Here is a 23,455-nt window from a genome sequence, read left to right as displayed (position 1 = left end):
CGCGTTTAAAAGTACAGTATTATTAATATTGCTATTATACAAAATGGGAGGTGCACACCTTGACGATTGACGAAGTAATGAAAACGATTCAAGACGAAGGAATAACGCAAGTAGATTTGAAAACTACGGACATATGGGGGCGCTGGCATCATGTGACGCTGGCCAACACCTATTTTAGTGAGAAAACGTTCGTGGAAGGTGTCGGTTTTGATGCCTCAAACTTAGGGTATGCAAATGTTGTTTCCAGTGATTTATTGATGGTGCCCGATCCAAGTACAGCTTTCATAGAAGATTTAGATGGCCAAAAACTGCTATCCATGATTTGTGATGTATACAATGTGGATAATGGTAAGTATAGTCCATTAGACCCCAGAACCATATTGAGGAGTGCTATCAGTTCCATATCTGACGTAGCAGAGAATGCTATGCTGGCTCCGGAATATGAGTTTCACATTTTCAATAGTGCTAAATTTCAAATCAGCCATAATCAAGTCTCTTACGAAGTAGACGCGGAGGAAGGTTTCTGGAATAGTAACAGTAAAGGCGAATATTTCATAGATAAGAAAGGCGGATACGAACAAGTGCCACCTTTCGATACCATGGCTAAGGTACGTGGAGCGATTGTTGATGAGCTGCTCAAACTTGGTGTTCCAGTTAAGTACCATCACCACGAAGTAGGAACATGCCAAGTTGAAATAGAACTTAGTTTTGCCGAGGCATTGAGAGCTGCCGATTATGCCATGCTTGTTAAATATGTTGCCAGAAATGTTGCAAAGAAGATGGGGTATGTTGTTTCCTTTATGCCGAAACCTTTATACGATGAAGCAGGAAACGGAATGCATGTACACCAGTATCTTGTAAAGAATGGTGTCAATATTTTTACCGGGGAAGCATTGTTCGGGCTTTCCAACATGGCGCTTTCATATATAGCAGGAATATTGACTCATGGTAAATCAATAATGGCATTTACAAATCCGTCGACAAATTCGTACAGGAGATTGACTCCGGGTTTTGAGGCACCTACTTCTGCCGTTTTCGGTTTAGGAAACAGAACTGCTGCAATAAGGATACCCGCTTACGTAAAGGATCCTGCTCAAAGACGTATAGAATTCAGAACTATTGATGCGATGACAAACCCATACTTAGGTTTCGCTGCAATGGTCTTAGCGGGTGTGGACGGTATAAGACGCAATCTGGACCCTGTTTCATTAGGTTATGGGCCCATAGAGGAATCAGCAGAAGGAAAAGGAGAAATGTTAGCGACTTCACTCAGAGAAGCCTGTCAGGCATTAGTAGAGGACCATGCTTATTTGACAGTATTCCCGCAGCCTCTCATTGATAATTGGGTTGAAAAGAAAACAAAAGAAGATTTACAGGTTGCAAGAGTGCCAAGTGCAGAGGAATTCAAACTATATTTTGACCTTTGAGCAACGATGCCCAATAGTTGAACTGCTCAACTGTTATCTGTTCAGGACGGAGGCTTACATCAATGTGGGCCTCCTTTGCTGTTTCAAGTAATATAGTTTCTTCACCTATGACGTTTTTTAGCATTTTTCTTCGTTGTTGAAAAGCCTTCTTGACCAGCTTTTCCAGGAGAACAGCATCTATATCAGGATTGTAGTTGCCTTCTAATTTAAGCACGCTGGATTCAACTTTTGGGGCTGGATAAAAGCATGTGGGCTTTACATTGAAAAGTGCAAATGGTTTTGTAAAGCTTTGTACGAAAACACTCAATGCTCCATAAGTTTTCGATCCGGGTTTGGCAACCATGCGCTGTGCAAGTTCTTTTTGCACCATGATAACCATTACTTTGGGCTTTATATTCAAGAAGGTTTTCTCCAGAATAGGTGTCGTAATGTAGTAGGGCAGATTCCCAACCACGGCCGAAGCTTCAACGGGGTGCCATTTTAGAAAATCTTCATAAACAAATTCCACATTCGTGTAAGAGGCTTTTACGATGTCGTGAAGAGGTTTAAGCCTTTGGTCCAGTTCCACAGCAATTACACGGTTGTAATGACTAGCCAACCGTGCTGTGAGCATGCCTGTACCTGGGCCGATTTCAATCACACAGTCGCCGCTTCCTGCATAAGAAACGATGTTATCTGCCACATGATCAGATATCAAGAACGACTGTCCTAAGCTTTTCTTAGGTTCTAAGTAGAAGCTTCTTAGCAGTTTGGGTATGTCTAATCCTTGCCAAGGATATAAACTTTTACTACTCTGCGTCCCCATCTGTAGCATTCATCAATCGTATTGAAATACACATCGATTCTGTTTCCTTTTATGCTACCGCCTATATCTTCAGCAATAGCGTAACCATAGCCTTCTATATAAAGTTTTGTTCCTAAGGGTATTACATTTGGGTCCACAGCTACAACGCCGTAGCGAGCTCTCGTACCTATGGCGGTGCGAGTGCCAACTCCTGCTTCTTCTGCACTATAAGCTGTTGCCACCATGAGGATTTCTTGAGCCTCTCCTCTGTAAGCACTCTGGCCCAGTGCTATAACTTTATTTGTTCCTTGGCGAACTATTTTTTCGTTTACCAACGTTTTATTGACCACTTTTCCATCTATACTCTTTATTTGCCACGTTTGAGCCTTCACAGTGGGTGAACCTTGGCTTAATATCGCTGTTTTGCCTTTTGCAACAACTGAAGAAGGCTGAACCACAACCTTTGGGGGAATGTAAACATAATTTACCTTCGTCGTAACCTCAATGTTTTGTACCAGTAAAATATTTCCTTGTTTCTTTACCTGATAGTTATTTCCTTGTGCGTTTATCACATTAAGAATGTTCTTGTCTGTGTAAGGACTTGTAACTTTCAAGGTTTTACCTTGTATGCTCACCGTTTGTGTCGGTATAGGTAACTTTGTGAAAGCGGCTACCGGTGAGAGGGACAGTGTTAGCAGAAGCATTATAGATATAAACAGCTTCATAGCTTTTTACACCTCACAATTACATGGACTTTTATTACTGTAAAAAATGTTATGCTTAATTATAGCATAAGGAGGTGGCGCACTTGTTTACGCAGGAGGACCTAGAGCGTGTCGCTCAAGAGTTGTTAACTATATCTCCAGATTTTTTCGACATTTTCGTAGAAGAACGAACAAATAAGTCATTAGTGCTGGAAAGTAAGAAACTTGAGAGACCATCGGTAGGCACAGTGTTCGGTGCCAGTATTAGAGCAGTTGTAAATGGAGCTACTTATTTCTCTGTGGTGGATAATCCTTCATTAGAGAGTTTGATTGTGGCTGCTAAAGAATTAAGTAGCAGTGTCAAGCAAACTGCATCCAATCCAGGAAATACGTTCATTTTAAGGAAAGTAGAATCACCATTAAAGAAAGATGAATGGAAGCAGTGGAGTCAACTCAGTGAAGTTGCAGATTATCTAAAAGCTACGGATGATTATGCCAGAAGTTATGACTCAAAAGTGGCACAAGTATCGTCATCAGTGAGCCAACAGATTTCCAATGTGCAAGTGCTCAACAGTTTAGGAAATTTTACTGAAGAGCAAAGGAGCAGAACCCGTGTGTTCTGTTTGGTCTATGCCAGCGATGGAAGTAGTGTGGAAGTCGGTTCTGCTAACCAGGGAAAGATGGGCGGTTTAGAGCTTTTGCAGAAATACAGTCCAGAGTTTTTTGCCGCTAGTGCTGCAAAGGTTGCTGTGTCGAAGCTAAAAGGAGTAGTTGCGCCCAGTGGTGAACTCCCAGTAATTCTTGGACCAGGTTTTGGTGGTGTTATATTCCATGAGGCCATAGGTCATAGTTTGGAAGCTGACGCAATAAGAAAAGAAGTATCCGTAATGCGCGGCAAGATTGGACAACGTTTAGCCAGTTCGAAAGTTACCTTAATAGATTCAGGAATTGTCCCCGGTGAATGGGGTTCCAATGCTTTTGATGATGAGGGTTTTCCCAATCAAGAGACTGTGCTCATAAAGGAAGGGCAACTGGTCTCATACATGAGCGACTATCTGGAGCATTTGCTTACCGGTTTTCCCCATACTGCAAATGGTCGCAGGGAAGGTTATGAATACATACCGTATCCGAGGATGCGCAACACATATATTCAACCAGGTAATGATACTTTTGAAGACATGCTCACTTCCATAAAGAAAGGCATACTAGCACTGAAATTTGGCGGTGGACAAGTAGATCCTGTTACAGGTAATTTTATATTTGGGGTTACTGAAGGTTACCTAATAGAAGATGGTAAAGTAACCGCTCCTATTAAAGATGTGAGTATGGTAGGTAATGGGTTAAGCATTCTTGAAAACATAGAAGCAGTTAGTTCAGAAAAAGACATGGATTTTATGCCTGGTATGTGCGGCAAAGAAGGACAGAGTGTTGCAGCAGGTATAGGTGAACCTTATGTGAAGGTTTCTCGCATCCTCATAGGAGGTGAGTAAGGTGGACTTCAGCAAGTATGTTTCGTTAATAGCTAAAAACAATGAGGCCGGTGACATATTTTATTCTGACGTTTCTATGAAGAGCGTACGCATTGGCTGTGTAGAAGGCCAACCTCATTTGGAGGATGTTTCTTCTAAGGAAGTAAGTGGCTATGGTATTAGGGTTATTAAAGATGGCCGAATGGGTTTTTCCTTTGGGAACAAGACAGATGATGAAAGTATTTTGCAGAGTATAGAATATGCTTCTCAGGCTGCAGAACTGGGAGAGCCGCTAAATATCAGTTTACCTAGCACTCAGGGGAATGAAGTTACTGAACTTAAGTCCGAGTCGGACATCAATGAGATACTCGACAGAATATCAGAGATATACCTATCCAAACGTATAACAAAGTTCGAAGCAACTGCAGAAAGAGAATCTTCGAAGTGGTTGCTTACGAATACTTCTGGAGCGCATATCATGTCTTCAGAAGAGGCTTACTCGGTTACTGTTATGCCTGTGGTATCGGGAATCGGAGAAAATGCAAACTATTGGTTTGCTGTTACCCTGGACCCAGAGAATTTGGACATAAATGAACTGGTTTTGCGTTCCTTAGATCGTGCCTACAGTTCTTTAGATGGAAAGGGTATTAATCTGAAAGGCATTCCAGTGGTATTTGACGCGCCTGAATGGGCAGAGCTATGGTCCTTCTTGCTAGACTCTTTCAGTGGTAAAAATGTTGAACGTGGTAAAAGTTTCTTCTCAGGAAAACTTTCTCAGCGTGTGCTTTCTGACCACTTGAGCATAAAGTTGGAAAACAACCACCCGAAAGTTCCTGGAAACTTCCTCTATGACAATGAGGGCGTAAACGTGCAACCAGTATTCTTAGTTGAAGAAGGTGCCTTTGTTCAGGCCTATTATGGTTTGGCCAGTGCAGCAGAGTTTGGAAAAGTGCCTACCGGTGTGGGAAGAAGGTTCTCTTTTGAAACTCAACCACTGGACGTTCCATTTATCTGCCATTTCCAAATAGAGGGTCTTCCCACGTTAGAGTCACTCGATAAGTATTTACTTGTGACATCATTAAAAGGCATACATTCAGGCCTCAATGCTGTTAGCGGTGCTTTCTCCATAGGCGCTGATGGTGTTTTGTTGGATGGGGAAAAGCACATACCAGTCAGTGGCGTTACTCTAAGCGGTAACATTTGGGATGTTTTGAATCAAGTTATTGCAGCGTCGGATAAGGAAGAGGCTATTCCCTCAGGTAGTTGGGTAGTAAGTCCATTGGTCGCCTTGGATGGTATTACCATTAGCGGATAATAATTATTATTGATTTGCAAGCCTTTTTAAGGGACATTTTGGCTTCAAGATCTGAAAAAGACGCCAGAATGTCCCTTTACATTAAAAGCATATAAAACGACAAATTAGACATTTTTGCGCTAATATTATTCTTAGATTCAATCTATGGGGGTGATTTCTTGTTCGGTGAATCTTTATTAGAAGAAGTTGGTAAAGAGTTGAACAAGTTTCCTCATGAGTTTTTTGATGTCTACGTTGAAGACAGGAGCGATATGACTCTTTCTATAGGAGATGGCAAACTTGAAAAGCCTTCTATGGGCTCCGTCTTTGGGGCAGGTATAAGGTTAATACACAATGGGATTACCTATTTCGGAGTTGTGGATGATCCTTCCTTAGATGATCTAATTTCCATGGCAAATACGCTTGGAAACAGGTTAGGAAACAATAGCCACCCTTCTAATACTACTTTTTTAACTATGAAGATGCAAGGCACTCTGAAAGGAACATCATGGAGTAAATGGAACAAATTGGATGAAGCAGAGACCTATTTGCGAGCCATTGATGAATACGCGCGAGGTAAAAATCCGCAAGTAATTCAGGTATCAGCACGTATAACGCAAACAATATCTAAAGTTGAAATGCTTAACAGTTTGGGGAATTATGCTGAGGAAGAGCGCCCGAGAGCTCACATTTCTTGTAGCATTTACTCAACAGATGGTGAAAACACAGAAGTTGGCTATTCTGTTAATGGAAAACTTGGAGGACTGGAATTATTAGAAGAAACCAGTGCTGAAAAAACAGCTTTGGATGCGGTAGCAATGTCTATTTCTAAGCTTAAAGCGATAGTGCCAGCTTCAGGAGAGTATCCTGTTATTCTGGCACCTGGACCAGGTGGTGTTATTTTCCACGAAGCAGTAGGGCATTCGCTGGAAGCAGATTTCATAAGAAAACACGTTTCGGTAATGGAGGATAAAATCGGTCAAGTGATAGGAAACTCTAAAGTTACACTTATTGACTCAGGAATTATTCCTGGCGAGTGGGGGTCTAATGCTTTTGATGACGAAGGATTTCCTAATCAGGAGACCATCCTTGTAAAGGATGGCGTGTTGATTTCCTATATGAGTGATTATACAGAGCATCTCATTGGGAACTTTCCGCATTCATCAAATGGTCGTAGAGAAAATTATGGATGCATACCCTATCCGAGAATGCGCAATACATACATTGAGCCAGGTCATGATCAATATGAAGATATGCTTTCCTCTATTGAAAAAGGTATTTTAGTGAATATGCTTGGAGGCGGACAAGTAGATCAAGCGACAGGAGATTTCATTTTTGATGTAATCGATGCATGGCTAATTGAAAACGGCAAAATAACATTTCCTCTTAAAGAAGTGAGTATGATTGGAAACGGGTTAACCACGCTCAAGGATATTGTAGGGGTGAGCAGTAAAGAAGACTTGAAGATCTCGGCTGGGTTATGTGGGAAAGAGAATCAATTAATTCCTGTGGGGTGCGGCGAGCCTTACGTCATGATTTCGAAAATCTTTGTCGGAGGTGATTAGGTTGGAATTTAGCACTTATTTGCCTTCCATATCTGAAAAATATGGGCAAGGTGACATATTTTATATGAAGGAAGAAACTGAACGTGTAAGACTTTCTGGTTCTGATTGGCGGGTTAAAGTAGAAGATTCATCCTTATCTCATATGAATGGGTATGGAGTCAGAGTTATTAGGAATGGACAAATTGGTTTCAGTTATGGCAACAAGATGACCGATGATGAAATGCAAAAAACCATAAGTAATAGTGCTCAGTGCGCATTGATTGGTGAAAAGAGCCAACTAATGCTGCCTGGCAGCGAAGGGGAGCAAATATCTGAGGCCCAGTCCAATGTTGAACTTGCCTCTTTGGCATATCAAATATCGGGTGTGCTTCTTAGCAAGGGCATAAAAACATTTGACATTATCTCAAAAAGAGTATTGAAAAATTGGGAGTTGTTTAACACCAATGAGGGGCATGTACGATCTGAAGAACAAGTTTATTATTTTGAAGTAGATCCCGTCGTTACAGGTAAAAAGAGCAATACAAGTTTCTGGCTTAACATAACAGGTAATCCTCAATCTTTGAACGAAGATGAACTTGTAGGGAAAGCATTGGATAGGGCTTATAGTTCCTTGGATGGCGTAAAAGCAAACATGAAAGATGTTCCAGTAGTTTTCGACTCCCCAGAATGGTCACAAATCTGGTTGATGCTCTTGAACGCTTTTAGCGGGGCAAATGTAGGTAGAGGCATGAGCTTTTTCACTCATAAGGAGAACAGTCAAGTTGTAGCAAAAAATGCGAGCTTGGTTCTTTGCGGTGAGCATCCTTGCATACCACAAAAGTATTGTTTTGACCAAGAGGGTACTCCAATCGATACGACGTATTTGATGAAAGACGGAATGTTCCTTACACCTTACTATTCCTTAGCGTCTGCCGCGCAGTTCAATAAAAGGCCGACTGGAGTAGGTTACCGCGAGTCTTTCCGAAACGAACCATCAGAACAACCTTTTATTGTTCATTTTGAAGTTTCAAGTACGCAACCGATTGAGTCCTTGGATAAGTATGTTCTTATTACTTTCTTACAAGGGATATTCTCAGGTGGATTGAACAGCCTAAGTGGAAACTTTTCCTTGGGTGCCAGCGGTGTTTTAGTCGACAAAGGCGAGCATATTCCTTTGAGTGGCATTACTCTAAGCGGGAATATTTGGGACGCACTTAAGCAGATTGTTGCTACTAGCAAAGAGGAAACAGCTTATCCTATTGGCATATTTCCTAACCCCACTGGTCCTTGGTTCGTAAGCCCTTTGGTAGCATTAGATGGTATAACGGTAAGCGGTTAAGATAACTTTTTGCCCCTGTTCGGCCGTTTTTTTATGTTGGCCAGAATCACGGCTAAATCACTCATGTGTACACCTGCCAATCTTGATGCTTGCCCTAAAGTAGATGGACGCGTCTTGTTTAATGCATCTAATGCTTCTCTGCTTATGGGGAGATTCTCATAACTGAAATCAGCCGGTATATTCAAATTATCGAGTTTCTTAATAGAATTAAGTAAACTCATTTCTTTTTCCATGTATCCTTCATATTTGTTCTCAATCTCCAGTGTGAGCTGTTCTTCTTGAGTAAGTTGTGCTATTTCCGGTATAACATTCTGCAAATCGGTGATGTGCACCTCTGGCCTTTTGAGGATGGTCTGAGCTTTTACTGATTGTTTGAGAATAGGGAAGTATATGGGACTCACGCTTGTTTCTGCGAGTTTCTTTCTTACATCGTTCATTTTTTCTTTGTGTTCAAGAACTTTATTGTATTCTGAGTCAGCCAATATGCCTCTATCATGTGCCTTTTCTGATAGGCGCCATATGGCATTATCCTGACGATGCAGCATCCGAAATTCAGATCTGCTCGTTAGCATACGGTATGGTTCTGCTAACTCTTTTGTTGTAAGTTCATCGATAAGCGTACCGATAAACCCTTCATGTCTCTGTACCACAAATGGTTCTTCTCCTAATGCTTTAAGCGCTGCATTTATGCCTGCAACTACGCCTTGTGCTGCGGCTTCTTCATACCCCGTAGTACCGTTTATCTGCCCTGCCAAGAATAAGTTACTAACTCCTTTGACTTCCAAAGTTGTTTTCAGTTGAGACGGCCATACCATATCATAGTCTATGGTGTAACCTGGCCTTATAATTTCAACCTCTTCCAGCCCTTTTATAGTCCTTAGTACTCTTAGTTGGATATCTGCCGGTAAAGAGATAGCGAGGCCGTTAGGGTATATTTCACAGGTAGTTAACCCCACTGGTTCTAAGAAAATAAGATGCTCCGTCTTGTCAGGGAACCATATGGCTTTTTCCTCTATGGAAGGACAATACCTTGGCCCTATTCTTACCATGGTGCTTGCTCGAGAGGCTGTAAGCTGTATGTTATCTCTTACTGTTTTCATTGTTTCTGCATTAGTCCTGACCATGTAAACGTCTTTATAACCCGGTGGGTTTGGCTCTTCCCAAAATGAAAATGTCAGCCCAGGATCATTTTCTTGTTTGTCTGCTTTGCTGTAATCAATAGTTTTTTCATCTACACGGGGTGTTGTTCCTGTGTTGAAGCGTCCCATGGAAAGGCCCAAGTTCCTAAGGTCCTTCGATATGCCTATAGCTGGAAATTCACCCCATCTACCGGCAGGTTTGCTCCAACTTGAAATATATATTTTCCCTTCCAAGAACGTACCCGTAGTTAATACAACAGTTTTCCCTTCAATAGATCTGCCATCTTCTGTTTTGATACCATAGACGATTTTGTCATTATCAAATAAAAGACCATTTACGAATGCTTGCATAATCTCTAAGTTATCTGTTTCACTTAATCTGTGCAACATTTCGCTGGGATATCTGTATTTGTCTACTTGTCCTCTATTTGCCCAAACTGCTGGCCCTTTACTTTTATTGAGTACACGTGCTTGTATGTAAGAATTGTTAGTTACTCTTCCCATGAGGCCGCCTAAAGCATCTATTTCCCTAACGAGCTGCGATTTGCCTGGGCCACCTATGGCTGGGTTACAAGGTAAAAGCGCTAAGGTATCTATGAAACTTGTTACGAGAAGCGTTTTTGCGCCGAGTTTAGCAGAAATATAGGCGGCTTCACAGCCTGCATGGCCACCTCCTACTACAATTACGTCATATGACATGGTTACGATTGATACCTCCTAACATTGATCAATTTTGCTATCTTAGAATGATACCCGCCCATTGTACGGCATCATCTTCATACGCTACTGCTACTTGACCCGGTGTTATTGCCCTAACAGGTTTCTCAAAAACGACATGAAGTATTGTTCCTTTGATTCTCTCTACATGCGCATTAACCGATGGGGCGTGATAACGTATTTTGATTTGAGACATTTCAGAAACAGGCATAAAGTTATTTATAACAGCAACATCCATGGCACCAGAGAAAAGTTCTTCTGATGTACCTACGAAAACAGTGTTCGTTTTTGGTTCTACGGCTTTAACGTATAGAGGCTCCTTAAAGCCGATACCTATGCCTTTTCTTTGGCCAATAGTGTAATATGCATAGCCACGATGTTGCCCTATAGTCTTGCCATGGTAAATGACATTTCCTTCTTTTGACAGTTCTGGAAACGACTGTTGAACGAAGGCATCAAAACCGCCCTGTGGCATGAAACAAATGTCTTGACTACTGCGTGGTATATAGGTGATACCGTTAGACTGTGCGAAATCGATGACGTCTTCACGTGTTAAGTTCCCTAAAGGGAAGATAACGTGTTTGAGTATGTCTGGAGATACCAAAGAGAGCATATATGATTGATCTTTCCATAAATCTTTTCCTTTATAAAGTTGACCTTCACACTGACGAGCGTAATGCCCTGTTGCTACAGCGTCAAAACCACGTTCCAATGCCATTCTTACGAAAGTTCCGAGCTTTACAGATCTATTACAGAAAACGCATGGGTTCGGTGTAAGGCCTCTCTTCATCATGGCTTTAAAAATACTTATCACATTTGAAGAAAAATCTTCTTGCAAATTCCATTCTTCAAAAGGCACTCCTATTTGTTTAGCGACTCGCCTAGCCAAAAGCTTGCTGTCCAATGAGCAACATGTTTTCTCTTGATAAACGCCTTCTGGAAGCATGTTCAGAAAAACAGCAACAACGTCATGTCCTTCGTGGAGCAGTTTAAGAACGCTGGCTGTAGAGTCAATTCCACCTGATAAACCGACTGCGATCTTCATCGGAACAATATTATACTATTTTGTATTGGAACCCCCCTATGAGGGGGTATATAATATGCGTGGAGGTGCATGAAGTGGATTTTAGACCGGTATATTTGCAAGATGCAAAAACAGAAGAGGAAAGAACGATTTTAGAAAGTTTGCAGCAGGTAATAGATCCTGAAATTGGTTTTGACGTGGTCAACCTTGGCCTTATTTATGGCTTGGGCATAACAGAAGATACCATTAATGTCAAGATGACCATGACCTTTGCTGGTTGCCCATTAATGGACTATATGGTTGCCCAGGTTAAAGATATACTTACATCTTTAGCACTAAGACCACATGTTAACGTGGAATTAGTGTTTGACCCGAGCTGGACGCCGGAGTTTATCAACCCTGCCATAATGAACCCTGGGGCTGCTCAATAAGCAGCCCTTTTCATTTGTGGTAATGTTCGCCTCTAATGATTGTTAGCGCCCTATAAAGTTGTTCGAGAAACAGCAAACGCGCTAACTCATGAGGAAAAGTCATCTGAGAAAGAGATATGCGTTCGTTTACTTGTTTCATGAAAGCACTATTGAACCCGTTGGCTCCCCCAATATAAAAATAAACATCATCAGTAGAAGTGTTCATTAGATTGTTTATGAACGTAGCAAATGCTTCAGAAGACATCTCTTTTCCATTAATGTCCAAGGCTATGTGCATACCTTTCTTTTGTAAGTACTGAATAGGGTTTTCACTACTTGTTTCAATGAGGTGAAAGGGTATGTAATGTTTAATTCTTTCCATATAGTCGTACATACCTTCGGAGACATAGTCTTTCTTTAACTTACCCACCGCTATAAGATTTATTTTCATATAATCCTATTTTAAAAAAGAACAGGCGGGTATGTAACATGTATGTCCCGCCCAGAAATAACGTTCTATTACAAAACTAATGTTTGAATACAGCACGAGCTGCTACAAATCCTAAAAACATGCCTACAACACCCATGACACCGGGGAGCTCTGCAGGCGCTGGAACGGGCAATTTTAATAGCGAAAACAGAAAACCTACAGCGAAGCCGGCAATAGTGGCCAATATACTTTGTAAGATCATGACATCCTCCTCAATAGACAATAAATTTTTTTGAGCTCTAATATTTTACAAGAAACTGAACGCAAGAAAAATTGTTTAAGGTTCCATCATTTTAGAGATAAGATAAATAGCGGTCAGCTACCTGCTCTCAAAGAAATATATGAATGCGGTTTTCAATAGTTCCTTACTAAGAGAAAGCCGCAAGGTTATAATAAGCACAGAGGTGAGTGCCGTTGGAAGACGCCAAGGATAAGGTCATAAAACATTTGAGGAGAATTGACGGGCAAATAAGGGGCATTGAATCAATGGTTTTGGATGGAAGAAATTGCAGCGACATCTTATATCAGATAGTAGCTGCCCGCGAAGCGCTAAAAAGCGTGGGTGTGGAGATTGCTAAGGCACACCTTTGCAATTGCGTATCATATGACGATAATGAAGAAGCAGAAATTGGTAAAATCCTCAAGATTATTGCGTCACTTTCTTAAACGAAGGGGTTTATCGTTGTGAAGTGGCGTGTGTTTTTAGTTTTCACCATAATAGCGATTATTGGTGGTGTGTGGCTTATATTTTCCATGGTGGTACCAGCTCCTTATGGAAAAGTCACATTGTCGGTTCCTAATGGTTTTGCTACTTTTCTGGACAATGCAGCGTTCAGCTCTGGGTCTGTTTCAGCAGGAAAGCATGTGGTGGAGGTTAAGTATAGCGGATTGACATTAGTAAAAGAGGATATTTACATAAAACCAGAGGACAATAAAAAAATCAATATAATGCCTACAGGCCTACTTCTGAGAGGACCTGCAAGATCTCTTTTTACTGTACAAACCATAGATGGGTTATATCATGCAAAAGGCAACTATTTATGGCTGCCTGGTTTCTCTGGAGAAGCGACTGTTATGATAAATGGCAAAGCCTTGCCATTAAATGTTGCTAAAAGTTCCTTCGTTGGGTTTGATTATGACCAAGGATCTGTTGTTCCGCTGTACGGCGTTTACTACCAATCTGTTCCCATGCAATCCACGGTAACTATTGGTACCAGCACTATCACTATGCCTGCTATTGTTACTGCCAGTGCCCAGATAAGCGATGAATACTCTTTAGATGGTAACATTTTGGTACTTACTCCCTCTTTATCTACAGGAAGCATATTGAGAACTGCCACTGATGATTTTTCCAAAGTGAAGATTGTCAGCGATACTTCAATGTTAGCCTTTTCCTCTACGACGGTGAGTCAGTACAATGTCGAATATGGTTGGCGTGTTTGGTCGGTGGATGCACCAGAAAAAAGTGGTAGCTGGTATAAAAGCGGTTCTGGCTTTGTCTTTTACGGGAATAAAGTATGGGCATATAAAGACAATGGCGCTTGGCTATGGGTACATGAAGCGCCGGGTGAATTGGTAGACGTAGAGGGCAATTACATCGTTTTCCAAACAAAGAATGGCATGATATTTTGGGATTTCCTTACGGGAGAGCCTGTAGATTCTCCAAAATTTACAATTTCTCCGTCTCATAGTGAATACTTACTTGGCGAGAGGTATCTTTATTCCAGTGACGGACGTTGGTTTTCAGGTGTTGAGGTAATGGATTATTCGTGGAACGAAAAATGGCTGGCTTTGGTTACGCGCAATCATGATATAATTATTCTTACAAGATAATGGACAGTGAAAGTTATCATTTACTATCTGACATAGTTAAAAACGTTGGTGACGCAACCGGTGAGTGGCCGGTTGTAGTTTTTGTTCGTCCTCAGACAGAAGTAGGGGACGATATCCTGGGTTACATACTGAACGCTGTTGAACGTGCTCCGAAAACTGTTTTGCTTTCTGTTGTAACCACAACTTTACGCCCTGAGCTTGGTTTCCGCATAGTTGACCACATCAAGCGTTCTAAGGAACGTTTTGATTTTGTCGTTAATGGGCCGTGTTATGGTGGAGCTAACTTGATAGCATGTGGTGCAGATACGGTTTACTTTACACAAACAGGTGAGATGGGTATGTGGTGGGGTTCTATTAATACGCCTTGGAATCCCGTTGATGAGAATCACCGCTATATTCCTTTAGACGTGGACCTTTTCTTGGGTTATCTGGAACTACTTAAGAGTTTCCCTCAGGCAGTAGAACCGATAACAAAGGATGTTAGCCCCTTATCCGTGAGTGCTGCTTACAATGCTTACAAACGTACGCTGCGTTCTTTAGAAGCTTTGGAATCAATGGCTTCTGGGAAAAATGATGCATTGGCGAAGCTGAGAAAAGTCATTGAAGATGATTATTCACGAGCGAGTCTACCATGGGGTCCTAATGTTCTCGCCTCCTTTGGTTTTAATGTCAAGACCATTGATAATGACTTAGAAAATCTTTTTAATGAAGTAAACGGAAAAGTTTTTACAGAAGGCCTAGTGCCTCAACGTCAAGGTTCTGCTGAGAATTACAACATAACAGTGCCTGATGTTATGATAATCGATTCAACAATGGTTCTTTTGCACACGACCTATATTGAAGGTATGGTCATGGATACCGAGATAGATGAAAGGCCAGTTGGAGCAGATTGGCGCACTGTGTTCTATCGCGGATAACGGAGGTTCCAATTAGCAAGTGAATATGTTCTTTGTGTTAGTTTTGTTGGTTCTTATAAATGGTTATTTCGCCGCAACAGAGATCGCTGTTGTATCAATGGATAAGGATGAGATTGGGGAAGTTCTGGGCGCTCGTGCAAAAAGTGGTCTCGTTAAAAAGCTGCTGGATGATCCTCCGTTTTTCTTTTCTTCTGTCCAAATAGGTGTCACTCTTGCAGGGTTCCTCATGTCTTCTTTTTCCACGTTAGGCTGGGTTGCTCCCTTGGGCGTGGTACTATCCCGCATCGGGATACCAAACAGTGGAACGATAGCCGCTATCATCATCACAGCTCTTGTTTCTTTTGTCTCTATAATCTTTGGTGAGCTTATTCCTAAATCATTAGCTGTCAGGTATAGGGATTATTTTGCTCCAAGAGCTTTAGTTGGCCTTGCTACCACTCTTTATGTATTGTACCCATTTGTTTGGTTGCTGGCTAGTGTTCAGAAACTTGTTTTGGCGTTTGTAGGCGTAGGCAGCCTGGAATATAGCAGTGTGGTTACCGATGAAGAGGTTTTGAGAATAGTAGAACGTGGCAGGTCAGAAGGGCAGTTTCTTCAAGAAGAAGAGGAAATGATTAAATCTGTTCTTGAATTCAGTGACACAACGGTTAGAGAAATCATGACTCCTCGTCTTGCGGTGTTCTGGCTTGATAAAAGGACCAGTGTGGAAGATGCCCTAAAACTTATGCTCGATTCTGGTTACTCCAGGGCTTTGCTCTGTGATGAAACGTTGGATAACGTACTTGGTGTGGTTCACATAAAGGATTTGATGCGTTTGCAGGTTCAAGGAAATATGGGGCAGGATTTGATCAGTATTAGGCGTGATGTACTGTTTGTTCCTGAAACAGAAATGATAAATGAAGTGTTTTTCCAAATGCGACGTTTACGTAATCATTTGGCTGTGGTAGTTGATGAATATGGTGCTGTCGCGGGCGTTGTAAGTTTGGAAGACATCCTTGAAGAGCTTGTAGGAGAAATACGAGATGAGTACGACCAGGAAGAAGAGCCCATAAGGATTGTAGAAAAATCTGATGATTACGTAAAGGCTGTGGTTTTAGGCCAGGTCTCTTTAGGGGATGTTAATGACGCTTTGGATCTAAACTTGGAGGCAGAGGAAGTAGACACCATAGCCGGTTTTATTCTCTTACAACTTCAACATTTTCCAGAAGTAGGGGAGAAATTGAAAATTGATGGAACAAAGTTCACTGTTCTTTCTGTTACAAATAAGCGTATAGACAAAGTTCTTATCGAACGTGAAGTTTCGGAAGAAGATCAGCTTTCTTAAGTGCTTGATATCCTGTAATGACTGCGTAAAGAGCAATAACTACTGCAGCCCACTGACTGTTGAACACCGAAATAAGGATGGCAGCCCCGATAAGTGAATCTTCTGTTATAGAAGCCATAAGTGCCAGAGAAAGAAAATAATGGGTAAAAGATAGATAAGCGGGGACAATGCTATATGGCATCAAAGAGAATGTAAAGAGCGAGATAGCTAAAGCCACTACTGAGCCCACAAGTATTCGCGTCGGTCTCTGAATCCACAGTATGATAAGAAGGCCTATGTCCACAAATATAAAATAATTGCTCGAGTAAAGATACCCAAGTATAACTAAAGCGGTAGCAAAAGAAAGGGCAAATTTTTGCCTGTGAAAGTTGTTAAAGGCAGATATTGAAAACAAAAATGCAAGCCACATAACGAAGTTCATTGTATCATATACACATGGCTGTTTTTACGGAAATACGTCATGAAGGATTTGCTGAGCGCGGATATGAGATAAGCGACGACATTTGGGTTCCGAAAACGTTTTTAGACATAGAAACGTTGTCTCTTGTGGGTAGCCCCCTTACTGTTATTGGGCTCTTACGGGGAGGACCGGAAGTAAGGGCAACGCAACTTTATCTTTTGGACGAAGAAGGCGAGAAAAACCTTTTAGAAAGGTTTTTGGAACTTACCGACGGAGGCGATGTTGTCACATATAACGGAGCAAATTTCGATATCCCATTTATCAACCAACGTTTACGATACCATGGTCTTAAGCCGTTTTCTCCTGAGCTGCACATTGATTTATACTTGACTGCAAAAAAACGTTTTCAAGGGAAAGTTCCTTCTTTGAAGCAATCATTTTTGGAAAAGCATTTTCTCGGCATTGAACGCGTTGACGATGTTCCTTCGCGTTTTGTTCCGCAGTATTACCAGAATTTTCTTTATGATGGAGACACGGAAAGTTTGGAAAAAGTGCTGAAGCACAATTTTTATGACATTACTGGGTTAGCCAATTTATACCTTCACATTGAACAATCTCTTTTCTGAGGAGGCCGATTTATGGATTTTCTTATGGTAATACCGTCTTTAGTTGTAAGCGTCTGGGAGTTGGTGGAATCAAAGAATGTAAAGTTTGTCGGTGTTTTGCTTCTGTCTGCGTTATGGCTTATCCCGTTAGTCAGATCAACCTACTGGATCGCCATAATTGTTTTGCTTGCAACATATGTGCTGGTTTTTATGTTATCCAAAGACCGTATTCCTTGGACGTTTTGGGCCGGAACAGCCATATTGGTAGGCTCTACCATTTTTCGAACATATTTAGCTATGGGCGAACCAGATAAATCTTCTTATTGGTGGCTACTGCCGCAAAAGATGGCTCAGCGTGGAGCTGATTTCGCAAACAATGCCGATTTCACAAGGAATATTTCTCTCCTATTGGATGTATTATCGCTGACCCTGCTCCCGCTTAGCTTAACACGTTTGACTTCTTCCACGTTAAAGGTTTTGGGAACATTAGTAAGCTACATGTTTGTTTTCTTTCTGTGGTATCCAACTTTTGAAGTAAGGCTAACTCCATCATACCTTGATGCTGTACTCTGGTTAATAGGATTAATCCCGTGTATGGTTTATCTGTTCTGTGTTTTTAGAAAGACAGATTCTGCTGAATCAGACTTTTTCTTTTTCTTCATGATTACATACGCAGTCTTGTTTGCCTCTCCTCGGGGAGGCAGCTTTGAGTTGGCTTTACTCGCTATGATCGCTTTTCCATGGGCTGTTCTAGGCAGATTGGCGAGCCCTTCTTTACAGACCATCGTATTAGCTGGTTTACCACCATCTGTCGGCTTTCTGTTTAAAGCTACGGGCCTTGCATCGATGCTCATTACCGCTCCTACTGTGGCCATTGTAAGGATCTATGTCCTTATCCTCTTATTGGGGTTGTGTTACCAAATAGCTAAACCAAGCATCAACGTAGGGATTGTCCCCGTCATAATAGGATTGTTTCTCTCAATTGCCGGCATCTTTACCGGTTTCGTTTCTTCTATAGCCGTCAACCTTTGGGGTGGGAGCGGCGCATTTTTCTCAATCCAAAACATACTCAATTCCACTCTGGGCTGGGCCAATATAAAATTGGACGTCATAAACACGTTGGTGCCATTCATTATTGCGCTTTTAGCAAGCTATGTGTTTTTTGGTGAAGGGAGGTAGCTGCGATGTGGAAAATGCTATTGGTCTGGGCTGTTTTTGCTGTCGTTGCTATGGTAGTTCATGTTGCATCGACGAAGTTAGTGCTTAAACAAAAAAGAGAAGATGGCAAGTTTATCAGCAGAGAAGATTTTGTATTTAAGGATAATCGTTTCGTACTTGGTGTTGCATTCTTGTGGCTCATGCTTTCGAGTATGTCTTTTGGAGGTACCTTTGTATGGATTCTGCCCATTAACGTGGTCTTGATTGCTTTGGTTTGTACGATGGGTTTTGGTTTGGTTTTAAAAGACATAGATCATCCGTGGTCACGCATTTGGACTTTGCTACTGCTTGGTATCTGGGCGCTTGGTTATCTTTCTGTATTCGTTTCCCTTAACACCTTGGACTATACGCAGTTATCTGTACTTGCTGAAAAAGGCTCGTTATTATATAATGTTTTTCCGCTTCCCATGGTCTTTATGCTACTTTCTCTGTTAATCCCGTTTGGGTCTGGCGCTGATGCTATCCTTTGGCGTTCATTTTTGGTGACTTTTTTATCGACATTGTGGATACATACATTCTTTTTCTCGTTGTCATTTTGGGCGGTTTTGGCCATAGCATTATTGGTTGGCATTGTCGCATCGTTTTTGGCATTTTGGCTGCAGAAATTGCTTGAAAGTTAAACAAAGAACTTTTTGCTATTCATACTAGGCATCTCCTACACATAACGGTGATAAAATAACATTATTCAATATGCATTGTGGGAGGTGATTGAAGTTGGCAAGGAGGGGATTGCCAGAGGGCGCCTACAAGCTTGAAGAGGGACAGGTGTATATTCCCTATGTTCCACCAGACAAGGTAATGCCAGAATTTACGATTTACTCGGTCATTCTTGGTGTGATTTTGTCTGTAGTTTTTGGTGCCGCAAACGCTTACCTGGGATTGCGTGTGGGTATGACGATTTCAGCTTCCATTCCTGCAGCTGTCATTTCCATGGCAATAACGCGAGGGTTATTGCATCGTAAGTCTATTCTGGAAAACATGACAGTGGAAAACATTGCTTCTGCAGGAGAATCATTAGCGGCTGGTGCCATTTTTACTATTCCAGCATTGTTTATGTGGGGAATGAACCCTAACCCGTGGACCATTGGTGCAGTAACGTTCATAGGTGGCACTTTGGGTGTGTTGTTCATGGTTCCAATTCGGCGTTATTTAATTGTGGGGCAACATGGTATATTGCCTTATCCTGAAGGTGTTGCCTGTGCAGAAGTGCTGGTGGCGGGTGATGAAGGTGGAAGTAGTGCCTATTATCTGGTCATCGGTGGTTTAGTTGGGTTCATTTACAAGTATTTGGGGGACGGTGCTCTGTTATTCCCAACGGAGATAAGTTGGGAAATACCTGGTATAAAGAACGCTGCATTTGGTTTTGACGTATTGCCCTCGCTACTCGGTGTTGGGTTCATCGTCGGACCACAAATATCTTTCTATATGTTAGCGGGCGCTGTACTGGGTTGGTTAGTTATTATACCGCTCATATCGTTCTTTGGCCAAAGCGTTTCTGCAACCATATTCCCGTCAACAATCCCTCTAAATCAAATGAACTATTCTGATATTTGGAAATTTTACCTAAGATATATTGGTGCTGGCACTGTAGCCGCAGGAGGCTTGATCAGCTTGATAAAAGAGCTTCCTGTGATGTTCAGCTCTTTTAGACAAGCCATGAAGGGTTTCGGTGCAAAAGCAACGGAAGTTGTACGAACCGATACAGATATGAGCCCCTTATCACTTATCATAGGTATTATTGCTATGGTGGTTCTCATGGTTTTGTTACCGGATATTCCCTTAGGATGGATGGGAGCATTGCTTGTTGTTGTGTTTGGATTCTTCTTTGTTACTGTAAGTTCCAGACTTGTTGGCATGGTGGGAAGCTCTTCTAACCCTGTTTCTGGTATGACTATTGCTACAGTATTGCTGACGGCTCTAATCATGAAAGCTTTAGGTTTCTCTGGCACCACAGGTATGGCCGCAGCATTGATTGTTGGTGGAATTGTGTGCACAGCAGCAGCCAGTGCGGGTGACATTTCCCAAGACTTAAAGGCGAGTTACTTACTGGGCGCTACACCATGGAGACAGCAAGTAGCACAAATCATCGGTATAGCTGCATCTGCAGGAGTCATTGGTTTTGTTCTTATCATGCTTAATTCTGCATGGGGGTTCGGTTCCATTCAGGTGCCTGCACCTCAAGCTACACTCATGAAATTGATTATTGAAGGTGTTTTTAACGCGAACATTCCATGGATATTGGTTATTGCTGGTGCGTTTATAGCGATAACACTGGAGCTATTGGGAATTCCTGTTCTTCCTGTAGGAATTGGCTTGTACCTACCCATTTATCTTTCTACTCCTATAGCTGTGGGTGGTTTTATCAGAGGTATTTTAGACAGGATGTCCAAGAAAAATGAAGAGCAGGTTTCACAGCAGCAGGAAGTAGGTATCTTGTTTAGCTCTGGCTTGATAGCTGGCGAAGCGTTAATGGGCTTGCTGCTTGCAATGTTTGCATACTTCAATGTCCATGTTGCGCTGTTCGACAAGCCACCAATTAGCAACGGTTGGACGTTGGTGCTATTCTTATTGGTGGCAGCTGTATTGTGCTTCTACACCTTTAGAAAGCCAAAAGAAGAGAATAGTTAAGGAAGTGTAAAATAGTAAGTTTCTAATCTGGGGGACGCTGTGCGTCCCCCGTAAACTACGGAGGTGAAAAGTGGCAAAAAAACGCAATGCACTGGAACTGGTACCTGTAAAGAAATGGTATGTCAAACATGTAGAAAACGAAGGTTTGGTCAGTTTAAAGATTTACAGAAATAGGTGGTATGACAAAATAATGCACCGCCTTTTTAAAACGCCAGAAGAGATAACCATAGATCTTGACGAAATAGGCTCTCGTGTATGGTTACTCATTGATGGAGAGAGAAGCATAGCACAGATAGGCACGCTTTTAGAAGAACAGATGGGAGAAAAAGTATCTCCCACATTTCCTCGACTGGTGACCTTTATTCGTTATCTTTATAACGGCGATTTTATTTATTTCAAAAAAGGCAAGTAAGTTTTTAGAGATTAGGCAATTGCTCGATAAATTAGTTCTACATGGGCCTTGTTCCCCAGATTGTTATTGAATAGCTTCTACTGTACGTGGTTTCAAGCGTAAGCTGGGTTTAAATGCTAAAATATAGTGAAATCTTTTGGGTTTTAGGAGGTGACTGAGAATTGGCTAAAAGAGGTTTACCAGATGGGGCTTATGGTTTGAAAGAAGGACAAACTTATGTTCCGTACATCCCTTCCGAACAAGCTTTGCCCGAATTTACTGTTGTCTCGGTTTTGTTAGGCGCCTTTCTTTCAATTTTATTTGGCGCCGCAAACGCTTACTTGGGTTTACGAGTAGGCATGACTATTTCTGTTTCTATTTCTGCATCGGTTATTGCCATAGCTGTTTCCAAAGCTTTGGGGCGCAAAAATGCTATTTTGGAAAACAACATGGTACAAACCATTGCATCTGCTGGTGATGGAATGGCTGCAGGTGCAATTTTTACCTTACCCGCTTTATTTATGTGGGGTTTGAATCCGAATCCTTGGGTTATGGGATTAATAACACTTGTAGGTGGTACCATCGGTACGCTGCTGATGATACCCTTAAGACGCTACCTGGTTGTGAGCCAGCATGGCATACTGCCTTATCCTGAATCCATAGCCAGTGCAGAAGTACTGGTTGCAGGTGAAGAGGGCGGAACAGGTGCTTATTACATGGCGATGGGTGGATTGGTCGGTTTCATCTACAAGTATTTGGGCGACGGCATGAACTTATTCAGCACGGAAGTTGGGTGGACTATTCCTGGTATAAAAAATGCTGCTATCGGCCTTGATGTACTACCTTCACTTCTGGGCATAGGATTTATCGTTGGTCCGAAAATCTCGTCATACATGTTTGCTGGAGCTGTTTTCGGATGGATCATGCTTATACCAATGATCACCTTCTTTGGACAGTCAGTTGCTAGCCCCATATTCCCGAGCACAGTGCCCCTTTCACAGATGTCCTACGGGGATATTTGGTCGAGCTATCTCAAATACATGGGCGCAGGTGCAATGCTTTGTGGTGGATTCATAAGTCTCATACAAGAGCTCCCCACCATGTTTAAATCATTCAGAGAAGCTTTAAAGGGATTTGGTGGTAAAGCGAATGGTAAAGTGTCCCGTATAGATGCTGATTTGAACCCCATGATCATGATTGGTGGTATTGTCGTAGCGATTATTGTGTCCGTATTCATTCCCCAAATGCACATGGGTTGGCTTGGTGCTCTGTTAGCAGCCATTTTTGGTTTCTTCTTTGTTACTGTTAGTTCCAGGCTTGTCGGTCTCATAGGCAGTTCGAATAACCCTGTTTCTGGTATGACTATCGCTACGGTTTTGATAACTGCATTGATCATGAAGGCAACGGGTTGGACAGGTACCACCGGTATGGTTGCAGCTTTGGCTGTGGGTGCTATTGTGTGTACGGCCGCAGCAGTTGCCGGTGATGTTGTGCAGGATACTAAAGTGGGATATTTAGTGGGAGGTACTCCTTGGCGTATTGAAGCAGGTATGATGATCGGTGTAGTTGCTTCTGCTGCTGTTATTGGTTTTATTCTTACATTACTCAACCAAGCGTGGGGTTTCGGTACTTCTTACATTGCCGCACCGCAAGCTACATTGATGAAGATGATCATAGAAGGTGTGTTTAGTGCTGATTTGCCTTGGGTGCTGGTCATTATTGGTGTCGTTTTTGCAATCGTTCTTGCCATATTAGAAATACCTATAATGCCTGTCGCTTTGGGATTATATCTGCCTAT

General features: G+C 41.9%; 23 protein-coding genes (1 of these 23 running past the window's edge). 16 read left to right on the top strand and 7 right to left on the bottom strand.

The features are described 5' to 3' along the window. The first annotated feature begins 59 nt into the window (after positions 1-59). Positions 60-1,427 carry a type I glutamate--ammonia ligase gene (gene glnA / locus D890_RS0105615; protein WP_018963534.1) on the top strand — a complete coding sequence of 456 codons (1,368 nt, stop codon included), beginning with the start codon at positions 60-62 and terminating at the stop codon, positions 1,425-1,427. Here the strand turns inward: glnA and rsmA are convergent. Together rsmA and D890_RS0105605 are read right to left on the bottom strand one after the other, a co-directional pair. Next, positions 1,405-2,241: a 16S rRNA (adenine(1518)-N(6)/adenine(1519)-N(6))-dimethyltransferase RsmA gene (rsmA, locus tag D890_RS0105610; RefSeq protein ID WP_245533152.1), complete on the bottom strand. Its 837-nt coding sequence runs from the start codon at positions 2,239-2,241 to the stop codon at positions 1,405-1,407. The two genes, glnA and rsmA, sit on opposite strands and share 23 nt — an antisense overlap. Further along, a complete protein-coding gene (locus tag D890_RS0105605) occupies positions 2,187-2,936 on the bottom strand; it encodes a G5 and 3D domain-containing protein (protein ID WP_018963532.1) in 750 nt (249 codons plus the stop codon). The genes rsmA and D890_RS0105605 overlap by 55 nt, the downstream gene beginning before the upstream one ends. 83 nt (positions 2,937-3,019) lie before the next feature. Here D890_RS0105605 and D890_RS0105600 point away from each other — a divergent pair, with 83 nt between their 5' ends. The 4 genes from D890_RS0105600 to D890_RS0105585 all read left to right on the top strand — a co-directional run bounded on the left by D890_RS0105600 (position 3,020) and on the right by D890_RS0105585 (position 8,561). Then, a complete protein-coding gene (locus D890_RS0105600) occupies positions 3,020-4,405 on the top strand; it encodes a TldD/PmbA family protein (RefSeq protein WP_018963531.1) in 1,386 nt (461 codons plus the stop codon). Position 4,406: 1 nt separating this feature from the next. Then, complete coding sequence (locus D890_RS0105595; protein WP_018963530.1) at positions 4,407-5,699, top strand: TldD/PmbA family protein; 1,293 nt, start codon at positions 4,407-4,409, stop codon at positions 5,697-5,699. Positions 5,700-5,857: 158 nt separating this feature from the next. Next, a complete protein-coding gene (locus D890_RS0105590) occupies positions 5,858-7,243 on the top strand; it encodes a TldD/PmbA family protein (protein WP_018963529.1) in 1,386 nt (461 codons plus the stop codon). A gap of 1 nt (position 7,244) precedes the next feature. Then, on the top strand, positions 7,245-8,561 hold the full coding sequence (locus tag D890_RS0105585; RefSeq protein ID WP_018963528.1) for a TldD/PmbA family protein: 1,317 nt from the start codon (positions 7,245-7,247) through the stop codon (positions 8,559-8,561). Here the strand turns inward: D890_RS0105585 and mnmG are convergent. Further along, entirely contained in the window at positions 8,558-10,399 is a 1,842-nt protein-coding gene (gene mnmG / locus D890_RS0105580; RefSeq protein ID WP_018963527.1) for a tRNA uridine-5-carboxymethylaminomethyl(34) synthesis enzyme MnmG, read from the bottom strand. The two genes, D890_RS0105585 and mnmG, sit on opposite strands and share 4 nt — an antisense overlap. A 37-nt stretch (positions 10,400-10,436) precedes the next feature. Then, entirely contained in the window at positions 10,437-11,462 is a 1,026-nt protein-coding gene (mnmA, locus tag D890_RS0105575; RefSeq protein ID WP_018963526.1) for a tRNA 2-thiouridine(34) synthase MnmA, read from the bottom strand. Between the two features lie 74 nt (positions 11,463-11,536). On the opposite strand from mnmA, the gene D890_RS0105570 reads away from it, so the two are divergent. Then, entirely contained in the window at positions 11,537-11,872 is a 336-nt protein-coding gene (locus D890_RS0105570; RefSeq protein WP_169333495.1) for an iron-sulfur cluster assembly protein, read from the top strand. Positions 11,873-11,882: 10 nt separating this feature from the next. Here D890_RS0105570 and D890_RS0105565 read toward each other — a convergent pair whose 3' ends face one another. Next, the gene (locus D890_RS0105565) at positions 11,883-12,302 is read right to left on the bottom strand and encodes a 23S rRNA (pseudouridine(1915)-N(3))-methyltransferase RlmH (protein WP_018963524.1); all 420 of its coding nucleotides are present in this window, start codon (positions 12,300-12,302) and stop codon (positions 11,883-11,885) included. 76 nt (positions 12,303-12,378) lie between these two features. Next, on the bottom strand, positions 12,379-12,543 hold the full coding sequence (locus tag D890_RS0105560; protein WP_018963523.1) for a XapX domain-containing protein: 165 nt from the start codon (positions 12,541-12,543) through the stop codon (positions 12,379-12,381). A 212-nt stretch (positions 12,544-12,755) separates the two neighbouring features. On the opposite strand from D890_RS0105560, the gene D890_RS0105555 reads away from it, so the two are divergent. Genes D890_RS0105555 through D890_RS0105540 form a run of 4 tightly spaced genes read left to right on the top strand, consistent with a single transcriptional unit; the run spans position 12,756 to position 16,415 of the window. After that, positions 12,756-13,007, top strand: coding sequence for a metal-sensitive transcriptional regulator (locus D890_RS0105555; protein ID WP_018963522.1), 252 nt, complete (start codon positions 12,756-12,758; stop codon positions 13,005-13,007). 18 nt (positions 13,008-13,025) lie between these two features. Next, the gene (locus tag D890_RS0105550) at positions 13,026-14,174 is read left to right on the top strand and encodes a hypothetical protein (protein ID WP_018963521.1); all 1,149 of its coding nucleotides are present in this window, start codon (positions 13,026-13,028) and stop codon (positions 14,172-14,174) included. Next, positions 14,174-15,091 (top strand): hypothetical protein, encoded by a 918-nt coding sequence (locus D890_RS0105545; RefSeq protein WP_018963520.1) that lies wholly within the window; start codon positions 14,174-14,176, stop codon positions 15,089-15,091. The genes D890_RS0105550 and D890_RS0105545 overlap by 1 nt, the downstream gene beginning before the upstream one ends. Positions 15,092-15,116: 25 nt before the next feature. Continuing rightward, positions 15,117-16,415 carry a hemolysin family protein gene (locus D890_RS0105540; RefSeq protein ID WP_018963519.1) on the top strand — a complete coding sequence of 433 codons (1,299 nt, stop codon included), beginning with the start codon at positions 15,117-15,119 and terminating at the stop codon, positions 16,413-16,415. On the opposite strand, the gene D890_RS0105535 is transcribed toward D890_RS0105540, so the two are convergent. Next, positions 16,375-16,824, bottom strand: coding sequence for a hypothetical protein (locus D890_RS0105535; RefSeq protein WP_245533151.1), 450 nt, complete (start codon positions 16,822-16,824; stop codon positions 16,375-16,377). The genes D890_RS0105540 and D890_RS0105535 overlap by 41 nt on opposite strands. Before the next feature lie 26 nt (positions 16,825-16,850). Here D890_RS0105535 and D890_RS0105530 point away from each other — a divergent pair, with 26 nt between their 5' ends. From D890_RS0105530 to D890_RS0105505, 6 genes are all read left to right on the top strand, one after another. Continuing rightward, a complete protein-coding gene (locus tag D890_RS0105530) occupies positions 16,851-17,441 on the top strand; it encodes a ribonuclease H-like domain-containing protein (protein ID WP_018963517.1) in 591 nt (196 codons plus the stop codon). Positions 17,442-17,453: 12 nt separating this feature from the next. Then, complete coding sequence (locus D890_RS0105525; protein ID WP_018963516.1) at positions 17,454-18,599, top strand: hypothetical protein; 1,146 nt, start codon at positions 17,454-17,456, stop codon at positions 18,597-18,599. Positions 18,600-18,604: 5 nt separating this feature from the next. Continuing rightward, positions 18,605-19,258 (top strand): hypothetical protein, encoded by a 654-nt coding sequence (locus D890_RS0105520; protein WP_018963515.1) that lies wholly within the window; start codon positions 18,605-18,607, stop codon positions 19,256-19,258. Between the two features lie 94 nt (positions 19,259-19,352). After that, the gene (locus D890_RS0105515; RefSeq protein ID WP_018963514.1) at positions 19,353-21,266 is read left to right on the top strand and encodes an OPT family oligopeptide transporter; all 1,914 of its coding nucleotides are present in this window, start codon (positions 19,353-19,355) and stop codon (positions 21,264-21,266) included. Positions 21,267-21,336: 70 nt separating this feature from the next. Next, positions 21,337-21,678: a PqqD family protein gene (locus tag D890_RS08070; RefSeq protein WP_018963513.1), complete on the top strand. Its 342-nt coding sequence runs from the start codon at positions 21,337-21,339 to the stop codon at positions 21,676-21,678. 161 nt (positions 21,679-21,839) lie between these two features. Beyond that, positions 21,840-23,455 carry the 5' portion of an OPT family oligopeptide transporter gene (locus D890_RS0105505; RefSeq protein WP_018963512.1) on the top strand. It continues 304 nt past the right edge of the window, so the window shows 1,616 of its 1,920 coding nt (coding positions 1-1,616); it begins with the start codon at positions 21,840-21,842; the stop codon falls past the right edge of the window.

The organism is Coprothermobacter platensis DSM 11748, assembly GCF_000378005.1.
In the GTDB taxonomy this organism is placed as follows: domain Bacteria; phylum Coprothermobacterota; class Coprothermobacteria; order Coprothermobacterales; family Coprothermobacteraceae; genus Coprothermobacter; species Coprothermobacter platensis.
Note: the sequence above shows the minus strand (reverse complement) of the source record. Positions and strands in the feature narration are given on the sequence as shown.